Source organism: Hymenobacter sp. 102, assembly GCF_049949205.1.
Classification (GTDB): Bacteria; Bacteroidota; Bacteroidia; order Cytophagales; family Hymenobacteraceae; genus Hymenobacter.
Genome location: NZ_CP188172.1, coordinates 4,994,009 through 5,008,215 on the forward strand (window position 1 = coordinate 4,994,009; position 14,207 = coordinate 5,008,215).

Genomic DNA, 14,207 nt, shown 5'->3' on the forward strand with positions numbered 1-14,207 from the left:
CACCTCCCCCGTGAGCTGGCAGCACCTCAACCTGCAAGGGGAGTTCGATTTCTCCGATGAGGCCTTAACGGATGCCCTTCAGTTTGATGTGCAGGCCTGGCTGACGACTGATTGGCACATGGACTCGCCCACTATGTAATTTTTGGACCAAACTTTTAACCAAGGCCGATACTCTTTCGGGCCGGAGGGCGTGGCATCGTTGTCTTTCGAGCAGCTAGTGACCAGAGCCGCGCAGCTCAGCAGTAGATAGGCAAGTTGTTTCATAGGTTAGAAGGAGTGATTAGCGAAAGTGATACCGCAGGCCAACGCTGGCCAAGCCTGGCCACTGGTCGACCAACGGATTATTGAACAGGTAGCCTTTGGTGCCCGTGGCCACGAGCGAGAGCCGGTTGCCGAGGAAGAAATCCGCTTCGGCTCCTATCTGGGGGCCGTAAGTGAAGCGCTGCGGCTCTTTCGCACCGGTCATCATCTCCCCAGTGCCGTTCTGGTTGGTCCACTCGTAGCCCGCGCCAGCCCCCACCAGCAGATGCACGTAGGCCACCTCCCCGAGGCGGAATAGCTGGGGCGAGAGCAGAACCCGGCCCTGATACACCGAGTATTCGCCGCGAGTAGTAAGGGTGCCGTGCTCATAGCCCCCGCTCAGGCGCAGGGCCAGGTGGTTGGTGAGCATGGGCATATAGCTCAACTCATAGTAGTTGCCGGTTTCGGAGCGGCCGAGGTGTGCCCCCCAAGAGGCCAGGTGCTTGACGTGCCGCTGGGCGGAGGCCGGCAGAATGCCGACCCCCGCGAGCAGGAGCACCACTAACAGGAGCTTTTTCATAAGATGCTAGCGCGGCCGTGCACGGTCCATTTTAATCAGAGCGTTCCGGCTGAGGGTCGAAGCGTACACTGCTTCGGCGGCCTGGTGGGCAGGGCCGGACTGCGAGGCTTCCATGAACAGCCGGTCGCCCTGCTCGCGCAGCTGCATAGCCTTAATCAGGTTGTCGTTCGAGGAGTTCAGGGCAGCTATCCGCTCCCCTTCCGTCATGGCGTAGCGGCCCGGATTCTTCAGCGTGGCCTGCATTTCCACGCTTTGCGCGGTCATCTCGTCGGCAATCTTGTAGTAGTTCACCGCCATGGCCAGCTTGCGCTTGGCCATCATCTCTTCGGCTGCAAACAGGGAAACCGTGGATTCCTCGCGCTTGGCTTGGTACTGGTCGCTGGTCATGTTGCCGTTGGGGTCGGCCGAGCTGGTGCCGAAGCGCGAGAACACGTCGTACATCGTATTCACGTCTTGCACGGGGTTGGTCAGCTGCAGGGCTTGGCGCAGGCGCTGGGCCTTGGCGTAGACGGGCATCATCTGGTTGGTCTGGCTGCGGCCGGACATGGCCAGGGCCCGCGCAAACAGCTCCTGCGGGTTGGAGAGCCGCAAGTCCTGAATGCTCTGCACCTTCCGCAGATCAGCCTGCACCTGCTTCTGCAGGTCGAGCCCTCCTGGGTGAGGCTGCGAACCTCGCTGGTGATGTCCTTCGTAACGCCGGCAATCTGACGGGCGTCCTTTACTACCTGGTAATTCTGCACCGTGGAGGACCACTGCTGCAGGCGCTTGGCAAACTCGCCAATCTGCACACCCATGTGCAGCGGGTCATTCACCACCATCTGCGCCCAGGCCTGACCGGCCGGGGCCAGCAGCAGCGCAACGGCCGCCAGGGCCGGAAAAAGAGTCTTTTTCATTGTCGTAGAATTGATGAAAGGATTAGCGTCCCGACGCCGTAGCCGACCCCATTTGGCCGGCGGCAGCCGTAGTAATCAGGATGGGGTAGCCGTCGGGCAGCAGCACGTCCCGCAGCTTGGTGCGGGTTTTGGGCCGACTGAGCACGCCCATGGCCACGCGTCCGCCCACGCCCACCACCGAGTTGGCCGCCGAGGCGGAGCGGTCAATGGCGGTGCTGACCTCCTGCATGGACTGCTGCTGCAGGTCCTGGCCAGCGAGGCTGGCATCTTTGGCTACCCGCTTCACGGGGTCAATCATGATGCCGGGCATGTAGTTGTAGTCGTAGATGCTGGCCGCGACCCGGTTGGGCCCGAGGCGGTTGACTTCCAGCATCACATTGTTGGTACCCACGGTGGCAACGGCGGCGAAGACGGTATTCTTTGGGAAGGTCACGCCCGACACCACGGCGTCTTCCTGCAGCCGCAGCAGCACCACGGAGCCGGTTCGCACCTTTTGCTCGCCGTTGATGACGCACTTGAAAAAGACGTCGGGCACCAGCTCCACCTGGCTGCTCTGGGCCATCATCCGAGCGGAGCCCGCGGCCTTGACAGTATTAAAGCCATCCATACCGGGCGCGCTGGTGCGGCTGGCCAACGTCTGCGCGACGGCCCTGGGGTCGCGGTAGCGCTTGCCGGTTATGCGCTCGTAGGCGGCGCGGGTTTCGGGCGGAGATGTGCTCAGCATGGCCAGCACGTCCGGGTCGGTTTCAAACGGGGTGCCGTCGGTGTCGGTCGCCGGCAGCAGCGCGGCCCGCGCCCTGCGCGCCGCGCCGGAGCTGGTCTGGCGGGCAACGCTGCCGGCTACCTGGCCCGGCCGCCGCCGGGGCACCACCAGCGTCTGGGCATGGTACGAGCCCGTTGCGGGGTCCTGCACCGTGGCTTCAATGGTGTCCACGTCGGCCGCGGCGAGGCGGGCTTCCTCCTGCCGGCGGCGCGCTGCCGCCGTGAGGGCCGCCGCCCGCTGCTTCCGCCGCTGGGCCTGCCCCATCGTATCGGCCACGAAGGCTTCCGCGACCTCGTCGGTATTGAGGCGGGTGGGCGTGCTTTGGGCTTCCTGCTCCAGCCGGCGCTGCTGCTCTATCTGCGCGGAGGGCGACACTGGCTCTGCCGCCGCCGTGGGGGCCGCCTTAATCTCGGGCTCGATGTTTTCCGAGGCTGCCGCTACGACTTCCTTCTTCTGCTGCGCGGCCTGAGTGGCGGAGCGCAGCCAGAGAAACAGGCCCATGCCGACCAGCAGCACCAGCAGGCCGGTCAGGAGTAGCCAGTTGTTGCGCAGCGTTTCCAGCGGCGTGGCCTTGGGCTGGCCGGCGGGGGCAGGCCGCTGCGGGCCGAAGTGCTCCGCGTCGTCGTGCGGCGCGGAGCCCATGGCTGGGGGTTGGGTGTGGGGATTTGCGGGTTCCATAGCAGCGGCGTTAGATGGTAGAGGCTCGATTGATGACCCGCGAAGGCACTGGCAGCACCAGAACCCGCGCCCCGTTCAGCTCTCGCAGGGTCACTTCCAGGTAGCCCCGGTCGGTGGCCGCGTAGAGCGGAATAGCATAGGTTAGATAGCCGGTGGTGCGGCCCGTAACCACTTGGTTGGCTAAGCCGCCCGAGGGAGCCAGCGGCCGGCGCGCTTCGTTCTTCTTGCGGGCCAGAAACTTCTTATGGGCGTTTTCCACCAGCTGGAAGTCGGTGAAATCGACGTTGTAGTCAATGGCCGAGTGGTTGATGACCTTGAAGCGCAGGTAGGTAAAATCCTTGTCGTTGCGCACGTTGGCCAGCGACAGTACTAGGTCGTTGTCGACGACGGCCACGGCCTGGTGCTCTTCCCGCGTTTTGCGCAGCTGGCTGAGCTTGCCCTCCACGGCCGCTTTCTTCTCCCGCTCCTTGTCTAGGGCTAACTCATTCTCCGGGGCCGCGCCGGCCGCCGTGCCCTCGCTGCTGCCGCCGCTCACGCTCAGCGCACCGTCTTTCTGAAAGTCGTAGAGCTGCAGCACCGGCCGGTTCACGTACACGAGGCGGCCCATCCAGTACTTGGAGCCGTAGCGGATGAGGATGGGCGTGGGCGGCGCGGACTTGCGGCGGGCGCGCACGAACACGGCGTTAGCTTCAATCTTCACCAGGTAGTTGTTGGCCATGCCCACGTCGACCAGCGACACGGGGCCGCCGAAAACGAGGTAAGTAGTGGAGCTGTCGGACACGGCCACGTCCAGCAGCGCCGGGGCCGCCGGTGGTGCCGCGGCGGGCCGCAGCACGGCCGTGGAGGATTGGGCTGACGTGGCCGACGCCAGCAGCAGGGGCAGGCTCAAGGCCAGCAAAAGCTTGGAAAACATAGTGCGATGCGCTTGGAGAAAGGATAGGATTAGTTGCCCGCTGCGGGGGCGGCGGGTGTAACCGGAGTTGCTGCCGGGGCGGGCGCGTCGCCGGCTGCCGGAGCCAGGGCCCCGGCGCTGCGCTGGGCTTCCAGCAGGGCCCGCTGCCGGTCGGCTTCCTGCTCCTTCAGTGCCTGTATCTCCTCCCGCGACACCTGCGGGTTGTAGGGGATGTAGTCGAAGTTGGTGATGAGCATCCCGTAGGGGTTGGCATCGGAGCGGTTGGTTTCCGTCAGGTTGAACTTGGCAGCCAGCGGCAGGGGCTCTTTCTGCTCACCCCCGATGAAGATGCGCTGCTTGATATACACCCGGCCCGACCAGGGGCGGTGGTTCATGTCGATGCTCACGCTGTCGACTGTTACCACGTTGCGGGCGGCGTACCGCTCGTAGTTCTGCAGCACCTGGCCCCGCGTGAAGCCGTCGTAGATGCGCCGGCCGCCGCGGCCCTCAATCAGGGGCAGGGCCGCGTCCAGATTGGTTTTGTAGGTGTATTGGTCGTGGCCGAACATGGTCTGCATGAAGTTGCGCACCAGGTTGCGGGCCTCATAGGGCGTGTGGGTTTCGGTGCTGGGCGCGGAGAGGGCGGCCACCGAGCCGGTTTGGCCTACCACGTACACGCGCCGGCCGCTGTTCTCGTAGGCGCGGTACACCAGAAAGCCCGCCGCCAGCGACACGAGCAGCAGGGCCAGGACGCTCCCCATCGCCAGGTTGCGCATGGTGGAGAATGAGGTACTTAGGTTTTTGGCGGAGTCCATTAAAAAGGCTGATTAAGTCAACGAGAGGAGGTTTTTAAGGCCGGGGCTTTCTTCCCCACTGCCCTTAGTTGGCCAGGGGCAGATACACTTGCTTTTCTTGGTAGGGGTACACCAGCAGCCGCTGCGCATTATCCCGGTCGAGGTAGGTGTAGAGCACCCCTGCACCGTGATGGGCTCCCGGGCCGCACCTGCACGACCTTGCTGCCCACGCTCATCTCCGAGATGTAGAAGCGCATCAGCGAGTCTTTTGGCGTCTGCAGCACCAGCAAGGCCGATTTGGGCTTGGTCTCCACGTAGCCCGTGGGCTTCCAGCGCAGCACCGCCTCGAACGGAATCTTGTAGCCGGGGCCTACTTTGGGGTAGCCCGGCTTCACCCCGATGCGCCACATAGGGGGCAGGCCGAGCGTGATGGGCTGCAGGGCCTGCCCCTTCACCGACACCAGCTCCAGGTAGCCTTCGGCCGGCAGCAGCTGCTCCACGCCGGCCCGCACGTCAACCGCCGAGGCCGGCCGGGCCGGGGGCAGCGCGTAAGCCGCTTTTTGCGCCGCCATACGGGCCTGCTCAGCGGGGCTTTCCGCTTGCGCTTCTAGCGCGTCGGCGAGGGCCGCGTTGGCTTTTTCTTCTTTGGATTGACAGGCAGTGGCCAGGCCCAGGGTCAGCAGGGCCAGGTAGCGGGTGGGATAGTTCATCGGAAAGGAGGGGATTGGTTAGGCCGTCCACAGCCCGGAAGGCCGTTGCCGGTAGGAAGGATTGAGGGCATCGGACATGGTAATGGAGGGCAGGCCCGCCGAGGCCGAGCTGCCGCCGCTTGGGGCCGGGCTAGGGTCGGCTGAGCCGCCACCCCCACTATTGCCCCCGCCGGAGCTGCCCCCGCCCGAGGAGCTGCTGCTGCTCATGGCCCGGCCGATGGCCCCGGACACGCCGTGGCCGCCGCCGGCCATGCCAGCCGAAACACCGGCCGCCGCCGCTGCCGCCGAAGTGGCCATGCCCACCACGGAGCCCACGAACCCTTGCGCGGCCGAGGAGCCGATAAACAGGCTCGTCAGGTAAGGCACCATGAGGTAGAGCATGATGAAAGCCACCGAGACAATCAGCTGGCGGGTATCCGACTCCGCCGCCACCGGGGCGGAGAAAACCCCGCCAAACGTGGTGTTGGAAGCCGTGTAGAAGGTGTAGAGCAAATCCAGTAGGGCGAACGAGAGCCCCCAGAACTGCACGGCCAGGAAGTTCTGCAGCCACTTGATGGCCAGCTGGCCAAAGGCCGGCACCACCGACAGGCACAGGGAAATGGGGCCGCACACGAACAGGAATCCCAGAATGAACTGCTGGATGAACTGCATGATTTGCCGAATCAGCAGCACCACTTCCCCGGTCACCAGCTGCAGCAGAATGTTGGTCAGGCTGAACGAGGTGATGGTTTTGAGCAGGTTGGCTATTTCCTGCGCCCCTTGCTCCACCACCGTTTTCTGCGAGAGCGTTTCCGAGGTGCTGATGGTCGCGCCCAGTGCCGAAGCGGCCGTGGAGCCGTCTGGGGTGGCAAACATGCGGGTGAACCCGGCAATGCCCGAGCTAAGCGTGTCAATCAGCTCCTTATAGAAGAAGAGCAGGAAGAATATCCATACTGCCTTGATGATGGGGCCCCAGTCCATGGCCAGCCCGTTGCCCGAGATAAAGCCGCGCCCGATGGTGTAGAGCAGGGCAATGAGCATGAAGGTGGGCGTGATGTAGCGGCAGGCGCGCAGCACGATTTGCAGGGTCTGGTCGCAGGCGCTCAGAAAGCCCGGGTCGGCCCCGTAGGCGACCATTAGGTACAGGCTGCTCATTGGGCCAGGACGCCCTTGCGGGCCTGTTTATCCTCCACAAACTGGTCAACGGCGTAGTCCAGCCGCTGCACCTTCACGGGCTCGTATTGCGTGTTGCCCTCGGCGTCCAGCTTCGGCCGGCCGTTTCGGTCGAGCACCGGCTTCAGGTTGGTCTGCTGATAGAACTTGACCAGCTTGTTGAGGTAGTTGCGCTCCACGGGCTTGGAGGTCAGGATGGCGTCGAGCTGCGGCGAGGCCTCCACCCCGAATATCTTGCCCTTCGCGCCCTGCTTGATGAATATCTCGCGCAGCGCCTCGGTGGAGCGCACCGACTTAATCAAATCCATCTCGTGGCCGGTCAGGCCCAGCGGGGCCTGCAGCTGGGCCAGCGAGTCGGGGTTGACGTGGCGCAGGATAATCTTGGTGGCCGAGTTGTTGATGATGGCCGGCCCGATTTTGCTGCTGGTAATCTCGGTGATGCCCTGGGTGATGATGGTGACCGAGCCGTTGGTTTTGCGGATGGTGCGGTACATCGACTCGATGAACTCCGAGAGCACGCCCGAGAGCATGGTCCAGGCCTCGTCCAGGGCGATGTACTTGATGTCGTCGGGAAACTTGCGGAACAGGTCCAGGCTTAGCTCGGTGATGAGCATGGCCACCACCGGGTAGAGGTCGGGGTCGGCTTGCACCTTGGCCAAGTCAAAGCAGATGAGCCGGTACTCCGACAAGTCCACGTCGCGCTTGGCGTTGAGCACCCGCTCGTAGCGGCCGCCGGTGATGTACTGGCCCAGCACCAGGAAGAACTGGTGCATGTCGATGTACTTCAGGTTTTTCTGGTACTGCCGGCGGGCCCCGTCCAGCGGGTCGGGCTCCACCCCGTCGCCGGGCACGGCCACGGGCTTCTGCATCTCGTGGTCGAACTGCTCCACGAAGCGGTAGAAGCTTTCCATGCCGGGAAACTCCTCGTCCTTCTGGTTCAGACGGTCACTTTCGTTCAGGCAGGCGTAGTACTCAATCAGAAAGCGCGATAGGATGGTGCGCTCCGACTTGTCCAGCCCGGTATCCTTGCCGCCCTTCCACAGGGCGGCGAGCAGGGCCAGGTGGAAGTTGGTTTTCTCGTCGTTGTAGAGCCACTTGCCCGAAGCGTCGCGGGGCACCACAAAGGGGTTGAACTCGATGGGCCGCTGCGGGTCGTACTCGAAGTAGGTGTTATCGAAGTCCTCGCCGTTGAGCGACTGCAGCACGTTGCGGTAGGTGCCGCCCACGTCCATGATGATTTGCCGGGCACCCTTCTCGAAGCGCTGCACAATCAGGTTGCCGAAGGTGTAGCTCTTGCCCGAGCCAGAAGGGCCGATGACAATGGCGTTCTGATTGTCCAGGGCCGTGTTGAAGAGGTTTACCTGCACCAGATTGCGGAACCTGTCGGTGAGGTACTCGCCCACCGGGTCGGTTTTGTAGGTGGCCGTCCAGTGGGTGTAGCACGCGCCCCGGTCCGACGAGCAGGTCAGCCAGCGGTCCGGCACTTGGTAGGCGTTGCCGGGCAGCAGGCCGAAGAACACGGGCAGGGCCAGGTAGCTTTCCACCACGCTCTCGGTACCGAACATGTATCGAAAGGCGGCCGTGGCCCGCTCCACGTTTTCCCGGCGGCTGGTGTCGTTGGTATCCCACAGTAGCAGGGAGAGGTGCAGGCCCACAATCTGCTTGTTTTCGGCCCGCACCTCGGCGGTAAATTCCTCAACCTCCGCCGCCCGCAGCGCATTGTCCTGCGTGGAGAGAAACGAGAGCGAGGCATTGAGCTTGCGGTCGGTATCCAGCGAGCTAAGCTCGGCGCGGGTATCCTGAACCAGCAGCGCCTGCGTCAGAATGTGCGGGCACTGCAGGACGTGGGTGAGCGGGTAGAGCATGGGCGCGGTGACGCCGTAGCTGTTCTTCACCGCCGGGTGGGCCTCGCTGCCCTGACCCACCATCGAGAGAATGTTTACCCGGTGCTCGCCCACGCTGAGCGCGCCCATGTCGTTGCCAATCTCACGCTCCTGCCGGGTAGGCTGGCCATCAAAGCTGAGGTTGAAATACTGCAGGTAAAGCTGGTGCATCTCCCTCCCGCCGAGGCGCTCAAACGCAACGCCGCCCAGGTTCTTGATGCCCTGCACGAATTCTACGGCGCTGGCCTCGGCCAATTCGAGGGTCTGAACGAGTTGCGCGAAGGGGTTTTTCATCAGCGCTTCGCCGGCGCGGGCCACCAAGGCATTCACGGCGTTGGTGCGGGGCGCTTTCACGGCCACCGGGGCGAAGGAGAGAAATAGGTAGGACTTCTGAAACAGCACCAGCCGCTCGAAGAAGTGCTTGTTCATCTTGCCCTCGAAGTAGGTCTGCTGGGTTTTATCCTCGCGGTAGGGCCGGTCGTAGTAGATGTCGGTTTTCTGCGCAATGGTGCCCACGGGCAGGGGCCGCAGCACGCCCACCAGCGCGGTCTGGAAGGCCTCGTAGTCATCCACCGTCCAGCTTTCCATCTCGGCCGGCTCAATAGCGAAGCCCACCGCGACGCGACCATCTTTGAAGACCACCTTGTCGCCCTCGAAGCTGTGCACGGGCATCACGGCGTCAAACGCGGCCGTTTTTGGTTTTTTTGCCATGAAGAGTGGGAATGGGAAGGGAGCCCACCGCCAGGCGGCGGGGCTGGATGAAGGTGTAGGAGAGCCAGCCCATCAGGAAGCCGGGAGCTTGCGTGCGGGTGAGGTAGCGCAGGCTCAGAATCAGGCCCACTTCCGTGAGGATGACCACCAGATAGACCATGCGCGGAATCTTGACGGCCATGCCCAGGAAGCCCAGCAGCAGCACGGAGCCGATGAACAGGCCCACCAGCAGCCCCAGGTCCTGCAGGTTCATGCCCAGCACCTGCGCGGGGCGCTCAATGGATTTGTAGGAACGCATAGCAGCGGCCTAGTCGGTGATACCACCCCCGTCGCTGCCACCCACGGCGCTGACCAAATCGTCCTTGAAGAGCTGGAAGCCGAACCAAAGCAGCACCCCGCCCACCAGCCAGCCTAAGGAGCCCAGCGCGTCGGGTGAGCCCTGGATAAACTTCATTACCACCCGAATCAGGCCGATAATCAGGATGATTGCGAAGATGACCTGCACGATGCCAATCACCTTTTCCTTGACCTGGGTGAGGGCCGCTTCGGCGCTTTGCGCCCGCGCCGCGCCGGTGGAGAGGGCCAGCACCGTCAGCAGCGCGTAGCCGCGCTGCTCCAGCTTGGAAGGTTGGTAGGCTTTGCCGGCTACCACCAGGTTTGCCGCCAGATTGAGGGGTTTGTTGAGCATAGGAGTAAGAAAAAAAGGGGAAGGAAGCAGGGCGCTTATCGCCCGAAAAGCAGGGCAGAAAGAGCGCGGAAATAAGGTGTAGTGCCGGAGGGATGCATGGCTAGGCGGAGCCTTCCTTGATGAGGGCGGTCAGGGCGGCTTTCTGGCTATCGGTGCCGTTGCGGAGGGCCGCCCGGTTGCTTTTTCTCAGCTCTGCGGCGGCTTTGCGGTTGGCCTCATCATTCTTGGTGCGCGTGGCTTCCGTGAGCGGGTTGCTGTAGATGGCCTGGGGCACGGTGGCTTCCCTGGCCGCTTCTGGCTCGGCCGGTTCGCTGTCGGCAACTGTCGCCGCTTCGGCTGTGGCCGGTGCTACTGTGGGCGCAGGCCTATCAGTGCCGAGTATATCCAGCACATTCACCTTTGCGCCGGGCGCGTGGCGCGAGGACTGCAGCGGGGCCGCTGCGGCATCTTTGCCGGAAGCCAGCCCCGGCGTGTCTGGCTGTTGCGCCTGTTCAGCGGTGCGGTTCTTGGTCGCTTCGCTGTCAGCTGCCGCTGCGGCCCGGGCCTGCTCTTGCTGTACCCGCTGGTCCTCGTCGGGCATGAGCCGGGCCAGCGCATTGCCGGTAGCCGGCGGCGGACTTGGCGCGACTACCTCCCGGGAAGGTAGAATAGTTGCGGGGCCATAATGAAAAGACCACACCGAGTGGTGGTTGCTCTTGGCCACGAGGTCAGCCGGCTTGCTCTTACTCTTGATGCGCCGCCAGGCCAAGCCGGACAGGGCAAACAGTAAAAACAAGGTGAACACAACGATAAAGGCCATTTTCATATGAGCCCTGCTTACGGTTTGTGTTCTGAAAGAGTTCTGAAAGATTTCTAAAATGATTCTTTTAATATTCTGTAAAACTTCTGATAAGTTTCTTCGTTAGGGATGGGCAACCGCGTTTAGGCCGAGCCAACTGCTGTTGAGCTGCTACCGGAGCGCGGGGTACCATTGCGGGTTTTGTATTAGCCATTTGCAGCGAATGGCTTGAATTCGTGTCTTTGTAGATTATGCCTCTCGTTAGGTCTACTAGCACACCTGTTCACCCTCACAAAGCCACCTCTTGCATGGTACCATCTGCACACATTTCGGCCCCCTTGGGCTTTCCCGACCTAAATCTCACCGTCCCTTATGCCGACGTTTTACGCTATGCCCAATTCCGCCTGCTGATGCTTCCTAAAGGGGAGCTGAAATCGTTCTGCGAGCAGCATGAGCTGCCCTACACCAGTATTGTAGGACTAAAAAACAACTCCCTGAAGCGCGAAGAGCCCCGCCTGCTGCAGCGCTTGCTCCGCAACCTCGACGTGGCCACTGAGCTAATCAGGATTCCGCCCAACAGCGAGAGCCCGCGCTTTCTATTTCCCAGCCAGGAGGCCCTGACCACTTTCCAGAAGCAGTTGAAGTGCTTCGACAGCGGCACCCCTCCCCTGCCCGGCACCGAGCACGCCGCCGGCGCATCGGCAGCCCCAGCCCCGTAACCTCGACCGGATAGTTTTCTGGGTAGCCAGGCGGACTCATTCCCGTCTGCCCTTCCCCGCCCGGAGCTACTGGTCATCAACGACCACTTGTAAGCTCCCCGCGATGAATGCCCCTATTCGAGAAAACGACCCCACCGAGCTTGACCGGTTCAAGCGTGACATCGACCTCGTAGACTACGCCGAGCGGCAAGGCTACCAAGTCAGGAAGGAAGGCAAGCGCGGCGACTGGCACCAGCTCGAAAAAGACGGGGAAGTGCTCATTGTCACCCGCAAGGCCGACCACCAGGTATACCTGAACACCGGCGACGACCGGGACAAGGGCAGCGTTATTGATTTCGCGAAAACCCGGGGCGGCAACGGCCACGGATTGAATTTGGGGCAGGTTCGCCAGCAGCTACGCGAGTATCTGCATGACGGGCCTGTCCCAGCCCGTGTCTACACCGCCCCGTTGGAGGTGAGCCGACTCAATGCCCTGCCCGTGGGCGACCCCGACCATGAGCGCCAGCAGCAGGAAGACCGCAAAACGCGCCTCATTGCCGAGGTGCTGGGCGTGAATAAGGAGCTAACCGACCGCAGCTACCTGCACAGCCGGAGTATTACCGATAGCACGATTGACAGCCCGGCCTTTCAGGGGCGCATCTTCACCGCGCAGCAGAACGAGCACAAGAACACCGCTTTCCCGCTCTACAACGAGCAGGGCTTGGCCAGCGTCGAGCAGAAGAACGAGCACTACAAAAACCTGCTGCCGCTGCCCAAAAACGGCATCTGGGTATCGCACCCCACCCAGGGTAAGGATACGCCGGTCGAGCGGGTGGTCGTGTCCGAATCGGCCATTGACTCCCTCTCTCACTACCAGCTGAAGCACGCGCAGGCCCCCCGGAACACGCTTTACGTGGCTACCAGCGGCACGCCCACCGAAGCGCAGGTGGCCCTGATTCAGCGGGTGATTGACAAGCAGGAGCCCAAGGAAATCGTGCTGGCCAATGACCGCGACGCCGGCGGGCGGCAGTTCAACATGAACTACATGAACGAGCTGCACCCGGCCCGCCCGCTGGTTCCCGTAGCCGACCAGGAAGCATACAAAGAAGCCAGTCGACCAGTGGAATGGCATGCCACGTCGGACAAGTACCACACGGCCCTGAAAGTGAGCTACCGCCACGACAGCGCCGAGAGCGGGGCAGCCCAGGTGCAGCAGCTGACCGAGCGGGTAGCCCGGATGAACGGCACCCAGGAAGCCGGCCCTACCATTGAGCTGGAAGTGCAGCGCAGCACCGAGCGGGAAACCGTTCTGCGCCTGTCGGTGGCCAAGGCCGATACCGCCCAGCTCGAAGTAATCAGCCAGGAGCTGTATCGCCAGCGGGAGCAGCTGCGGCCTGAGCAGGAGCGCGGCCAGGAGACTTTCATTCGGGTCGATTATCCGCAGGCCAAAGACTGGAACCGGGAGCTGGAGCTAACGGCGCAAGGCCTGAGCGCCGAGCAAATCCGCGCCCAGGCGCAGCTGGACGAGCAGCAGCGCGCCGCCGAGCGTGACCAGCGCGAGCAGCAGCGACAGGCAGAGTACGCCCGCTCCGCCGCGATGGAGCGCGCCGAGCAGGAAACCCGCCGCCAGTACGACGAGCGGCAGCGGCAGCAGCGGGCAGACGACAACAGCCCCGAAAGCCAGGCCGAGCAGCAGGAGGAGGACCGTCGCTTCAATCAGGCAATGATGGGAGGGGCAGTCGCTGACGCCGGCCGCCAGGATGCGGAGCAGCCGTTCCGCTCTTACCGAACCGAGCAGGAAGCGGCAGCGCACACGGCGCAGTTCGTGCACGCCCGTGATGCGGGCCTAGTGCTGCTAAAGGAGTACATCAACGATAACCCCCCTCCTACCGGCCGCAAAGTTGATGAGGCCGAGCAGGCTGAGCTACGCGACCAGGCCCGCTTCGCGGCGCGCCCGGCGGCAGCCGACCTGCCGGTAGCCCAGGCGGAGGTGAAGGTAGCAACCTGGCAAATCGATGAGTTGGAGCCCAACACCACCGGCCGCGCCGAAGCCTGGAAGGAAATTCTGGATAATTCCGGCTACTCGATGCGGACGAGTGAGATTCGCAGCACCGTGGATGAGCAGGGCATCCGGCGGGCGGAGTTCGACATGACCTACCGCAACGACCAGCCCGATATTGCCATCATTCACGCCATTGTGACGAATACCAACGCCCGCGCCGAGGCTGGGCGGGAGCAGTATGCTGGTGTGCGGGTAGCGGAGAGCGAAGCCAACCAGGCAGCGCGCCAGGCGGCAGCCGAAGTTGCTCCCATTCAGCCCCACAACCGGGACCGTAGCCTGGATGTGGCTGATAAACCGCCGCTGGAATCTACGGCTAATGCGCTAAGCAGCGAAAAGCAAGTAATCATCAAAGTGGATGAGCCCGCCATTACCCCAGGCGAGCGGGGCCAGGCCGAGGCCGTACAGGCCGCGGTTATCGGCAGCGGAGCCAAAGCCGGCGACATTCAGAGCACCACCGCTAACGATGGTATCCGCCACTCGGAAATGAAAGTCACTTACCGCACCGACCAGCCGGAGCTTAGCCGGATTAGCCACACGCTGGACGCAGTGGCAGAGCAGCCCGGTAGCCACGTTGTGGAGCACAGCAGCGACCGGGCCGAGCGGCGCGAGCTAAGCAAAAGTCAGGAGGTGGCCACGCCGGCGCGGAATACGGAAATCACGCGGTGAGTGCGGCGGTTTCGGCCGA

14 protein-coding genes are annotated in these 14,207 nt (G+C 63.2%); 3 read left to right on the plus strand and 11 right to left on the minus strand.

Going from position 1 to position 14,207, the window contains the following annotated elements:
* Positions 1-10 precede the first annotated feature (10 nt).
* Positions 11-139: a hypothetical protein gene (locus ACN19L_RS21680; protein WP_426493624.1), complete on the plus strand. Its 129-nt coding sequence runs from the start codon at positions 11-13 to the stop codon at positions 137-139.
* A gap of 141 nt (positions 140-280) precedes the next feature.
* On the opposite strand, the gene ACN19L_RS21685 is transcribed toward ACN19L_RS21680, so the two are convergent.
* From ACN19L_RS21685 to ACN19L_RS21735, 11 genes are all read right to left on the minus strand, one after another.
* On the minus strand, positions 281-820 hold the full coding sequence (locus ACN19L_RS21685) for a hypothetical protein (RefSeq protein ID WP_426491455.1): 540 nt from the start codon (positions 818-820) through the stop codon (positions 281-283).
* A gap of 6 nt (positions 821-826) precedes the next feature.
* On the minus strand, positions 827-1,450 hold the full coding sequence (locus ACN19L_RS21690; protein WP_426491456.1) for a hypothetical protein: 624 nt from the start codon (positions 1,448-1,450) through the stop codon (positions 827-829).
* A gap of 285 nt (positions 1,451-1,735) precedes the next feature.
* Complete coding sequence (gene traM, locus ACN19L_RS21695; RefSeq protein ID WP_426491397.1) at positions 1,736-3,154, minus strand: conjugative transposon protein TraM; 1,419 nt, start codon at positions 3,152-3,154, stop codon at positions 1,736-1,738.
* A gap of 10 nt (positions 3,155-3,164) precedes the next feature.
* Positions 3,165-4,067 (minus strand): DUF4138 domain-containing protein, encoded by a 903-nt coding sequence (locus ACN19L_RS21700; RefSeq protein ID WP_426491398.1) that lies wholly within the window; start codon positions 4,065-4,067, stop codon positions 3,165-3,167.
* 29 nt (positions 4,068-4,096) lie between these two features.
* Entirely contained in the window at positions 4,097-4,861 is a 765-nt protein-coding gene (locus ACN19L_RS21705) for a conjugal transfer protein TraK (protein WP_426491399.1), read from the minus strand.
* Positions 4,862-4,989: 128 nt separating this feature from the next.
* On the minus strand, positions 4,990-5,550 hold the full coding sequence (locus tag ACN19L_RS21710) for a hypothetical protein (RefSeq protein ID WP_426491457.1): 561 nt from the start codon (positions 5,548-5,550) through the stop codon (positions 4,990-4,992).
* An 18-nt stretch (positions 5,551-5,568) separates the two neighbouring features.
* Positions 5,569-6,684 (minus strand): hypothetical protein, encoded by a 1,116-nt coding sequence (locus ACN19L_RS21715; RefSeq protein ID WP_426491401.1) that lies wholly within the window; start codon positions 6,682-6,684, stop codon positions 5,569-5,571.
* Entirely contained in the window at positions 6,681-9,296 is a 2,616-nt protein-coding gene (locus tag ACN19L_RS21720) for a type IV secretion system protein VirB4 (RefSeq protein WP_426491402.1), read from the minus strand. Before ACN19L_RS21720 ends, ACN19L_RS21715 begins: the two co-directional genes overlap by 4 nt.
* Positions 9,265-9,594 carry a hypothetical protein gene (locus tag ACN19L_RS21725; RefSeq protein WP_149072702.1) on the minus strand — a complete coding sequence of 110 codons (330 nt, stop codon included), beginning with the start codon at positions 9,592-9,594 and terminating at the stop codon, positions 9,265-9,267. The genes ACN19L_RS21720 and ACN19L_RS21725 overlap by 32 nt, the downstream gene beginning before the upstream one ends.
* Before the next feature lie 9 nt (positions 9,595-9,603).
* Positions 9,604-9,984, minus strand: coding sequence for a DUF4134 domain-containing protein (locus ACN19L_RS21730; protein ID WP_073288146.1), 381 nt, complete (start codon positions 9,982-9,984; stop codon positions 9,604-9,606).
* Between the two features lie 100 nt (positions 9,985-10,084).
* Positions 10,085-10,783 (minus strand): hypothetical protein, encoded by a 699-nt coding sequence (locus tag ACN19L_RS21735; RefSeq protein ID WP_426491458.1) that lies wholly within the window; start codon positions 10,781-10,783, stop codon positions 10,085-10,087.
* Between the two features lie 287 nt (positions 10,784-11,070).
* On the opposite strand from ACN19L_RS21735, the gene ACN19L_RS21740 reads away from it, so the two are divergent.
* Both ACN19L_RS21740 and ACN19L_RS21745 read left to right on the plus strand, forming a co-directional pair.
* The gene (locus tag ACN19L_RS21740; RefSeq protein ID WP_149072666.1) at positions 11,071-11,481 is read left to right on the plus strand and encodes a hypothetical protein; all 411 of its coding nucleotides are present in this window, start codon (positions 11,071-11,073) and stop codon (positions 11,479-11,481) included.
* 103 nt (positions 11,482-11,584) lie between these two features.
* Positions 11,585-14,188 carry a toprim domain-containing protein gene (locus ACN19L_RS21745; RefSeq protein WP_426491404.1) on the plus strand — a complete coding sequence of 868 codons (2,604 nt, stop codon included), beginning with the start codon at positions 11,585-11,587 and terminating at the stop codon, positions 14,186-14,188.
* The last annotated feature ends 19 nt before the right edge of the window (positions 14,189-14,207 follow it).

Bases quoted from the DNA above. Each gene is read 5' to 3' on its own strand.
- ACN19L_RS21740 (WP_149072666.1), top strand. From the start codon at position 11,071: ATGGTACCATCTGCACACATTTCGGCCCCCTTGGGCTTTCCCGACCTA.
- ACN19L_RS21685 (WP_426491455.1), bottom strand. From the start codon at position 820: ATGAAAAAGCTCCTGTTAGTGGTGCTCCTGCTCGCGGGGGTCGGCATT.
- ACN19L_RS21730 (WP_073288146.1), bottom strand. From the start codon at position 9,984: ATGCTCAACAAACCCCTCAATCTGGCGGCAAACCTGGTGGTAGCCGGC.
- ACN19L_RS21735 (WP_426491458.1), bottom strand. From the start codon at position 10,783: ATGGCCTTTATCGTTGTGTTCACCTTGTTTTTACTGTTTGCCCTGTCC.
- ACN19L_RS21715 (WP_426491401.1), bottom strand. From the start codon at position 6,684: ATGAGCAGCCTGTACCTAATGGTCGCCTACGGGGCCGACCCGGGCTTT.
- ACN19L_RS21720 (WP_426491402.1), bottom strand. From the start codon at position 9,296: ATGGCAAAAAAACCAAAAACGGCCGCGTTTGACGCCGTGATGCCCGTG.
- traM (WP_426491397.1), bottom strand. From the start codon at position 3,154: ATGGAACCCGCAAATCCCCACACCCAACCCCCAGCCATGGGCTCCGCG.
- ACN19L_RS21725 (WP_149072702.1), bottom strand. From the start codon at position 9,594: ATGCGTTCCTACAAATCCATTGAGCGCCCCGCGCAGGTGCTGGGCATG.
- ACN19L_RS21705 (WP_426491399.1), bottom strand. From the start codon at position 4,861: ATGGACTCCGCCAAAAACCTAAGTACCTCATTCTCCACCATGCGCAAC.
- ACN19L_RS21700 (WP_426491398.1), bottom strand. From the start codon at position 4,067: ATGTTTTCCAAGCTTTTGCTGGCCTTGAGCCTGCCCCTGCTGCTGGCG.
- ACN19L_RS21745 (WP_426491404.1), top strand. From the start codon at position 11,585: ATGAATGCCCCTATTCGAGAAAACGACCCCACCGAGCTTGACCGGTTC.
- ACN19L_RS21710 (WP_426491457.1), bottom strand. From the start codon at position 5,550: ATGAACTATCCCACCCGCTACCTGGCCCTGCTGACCCTGGGCCTGGCC.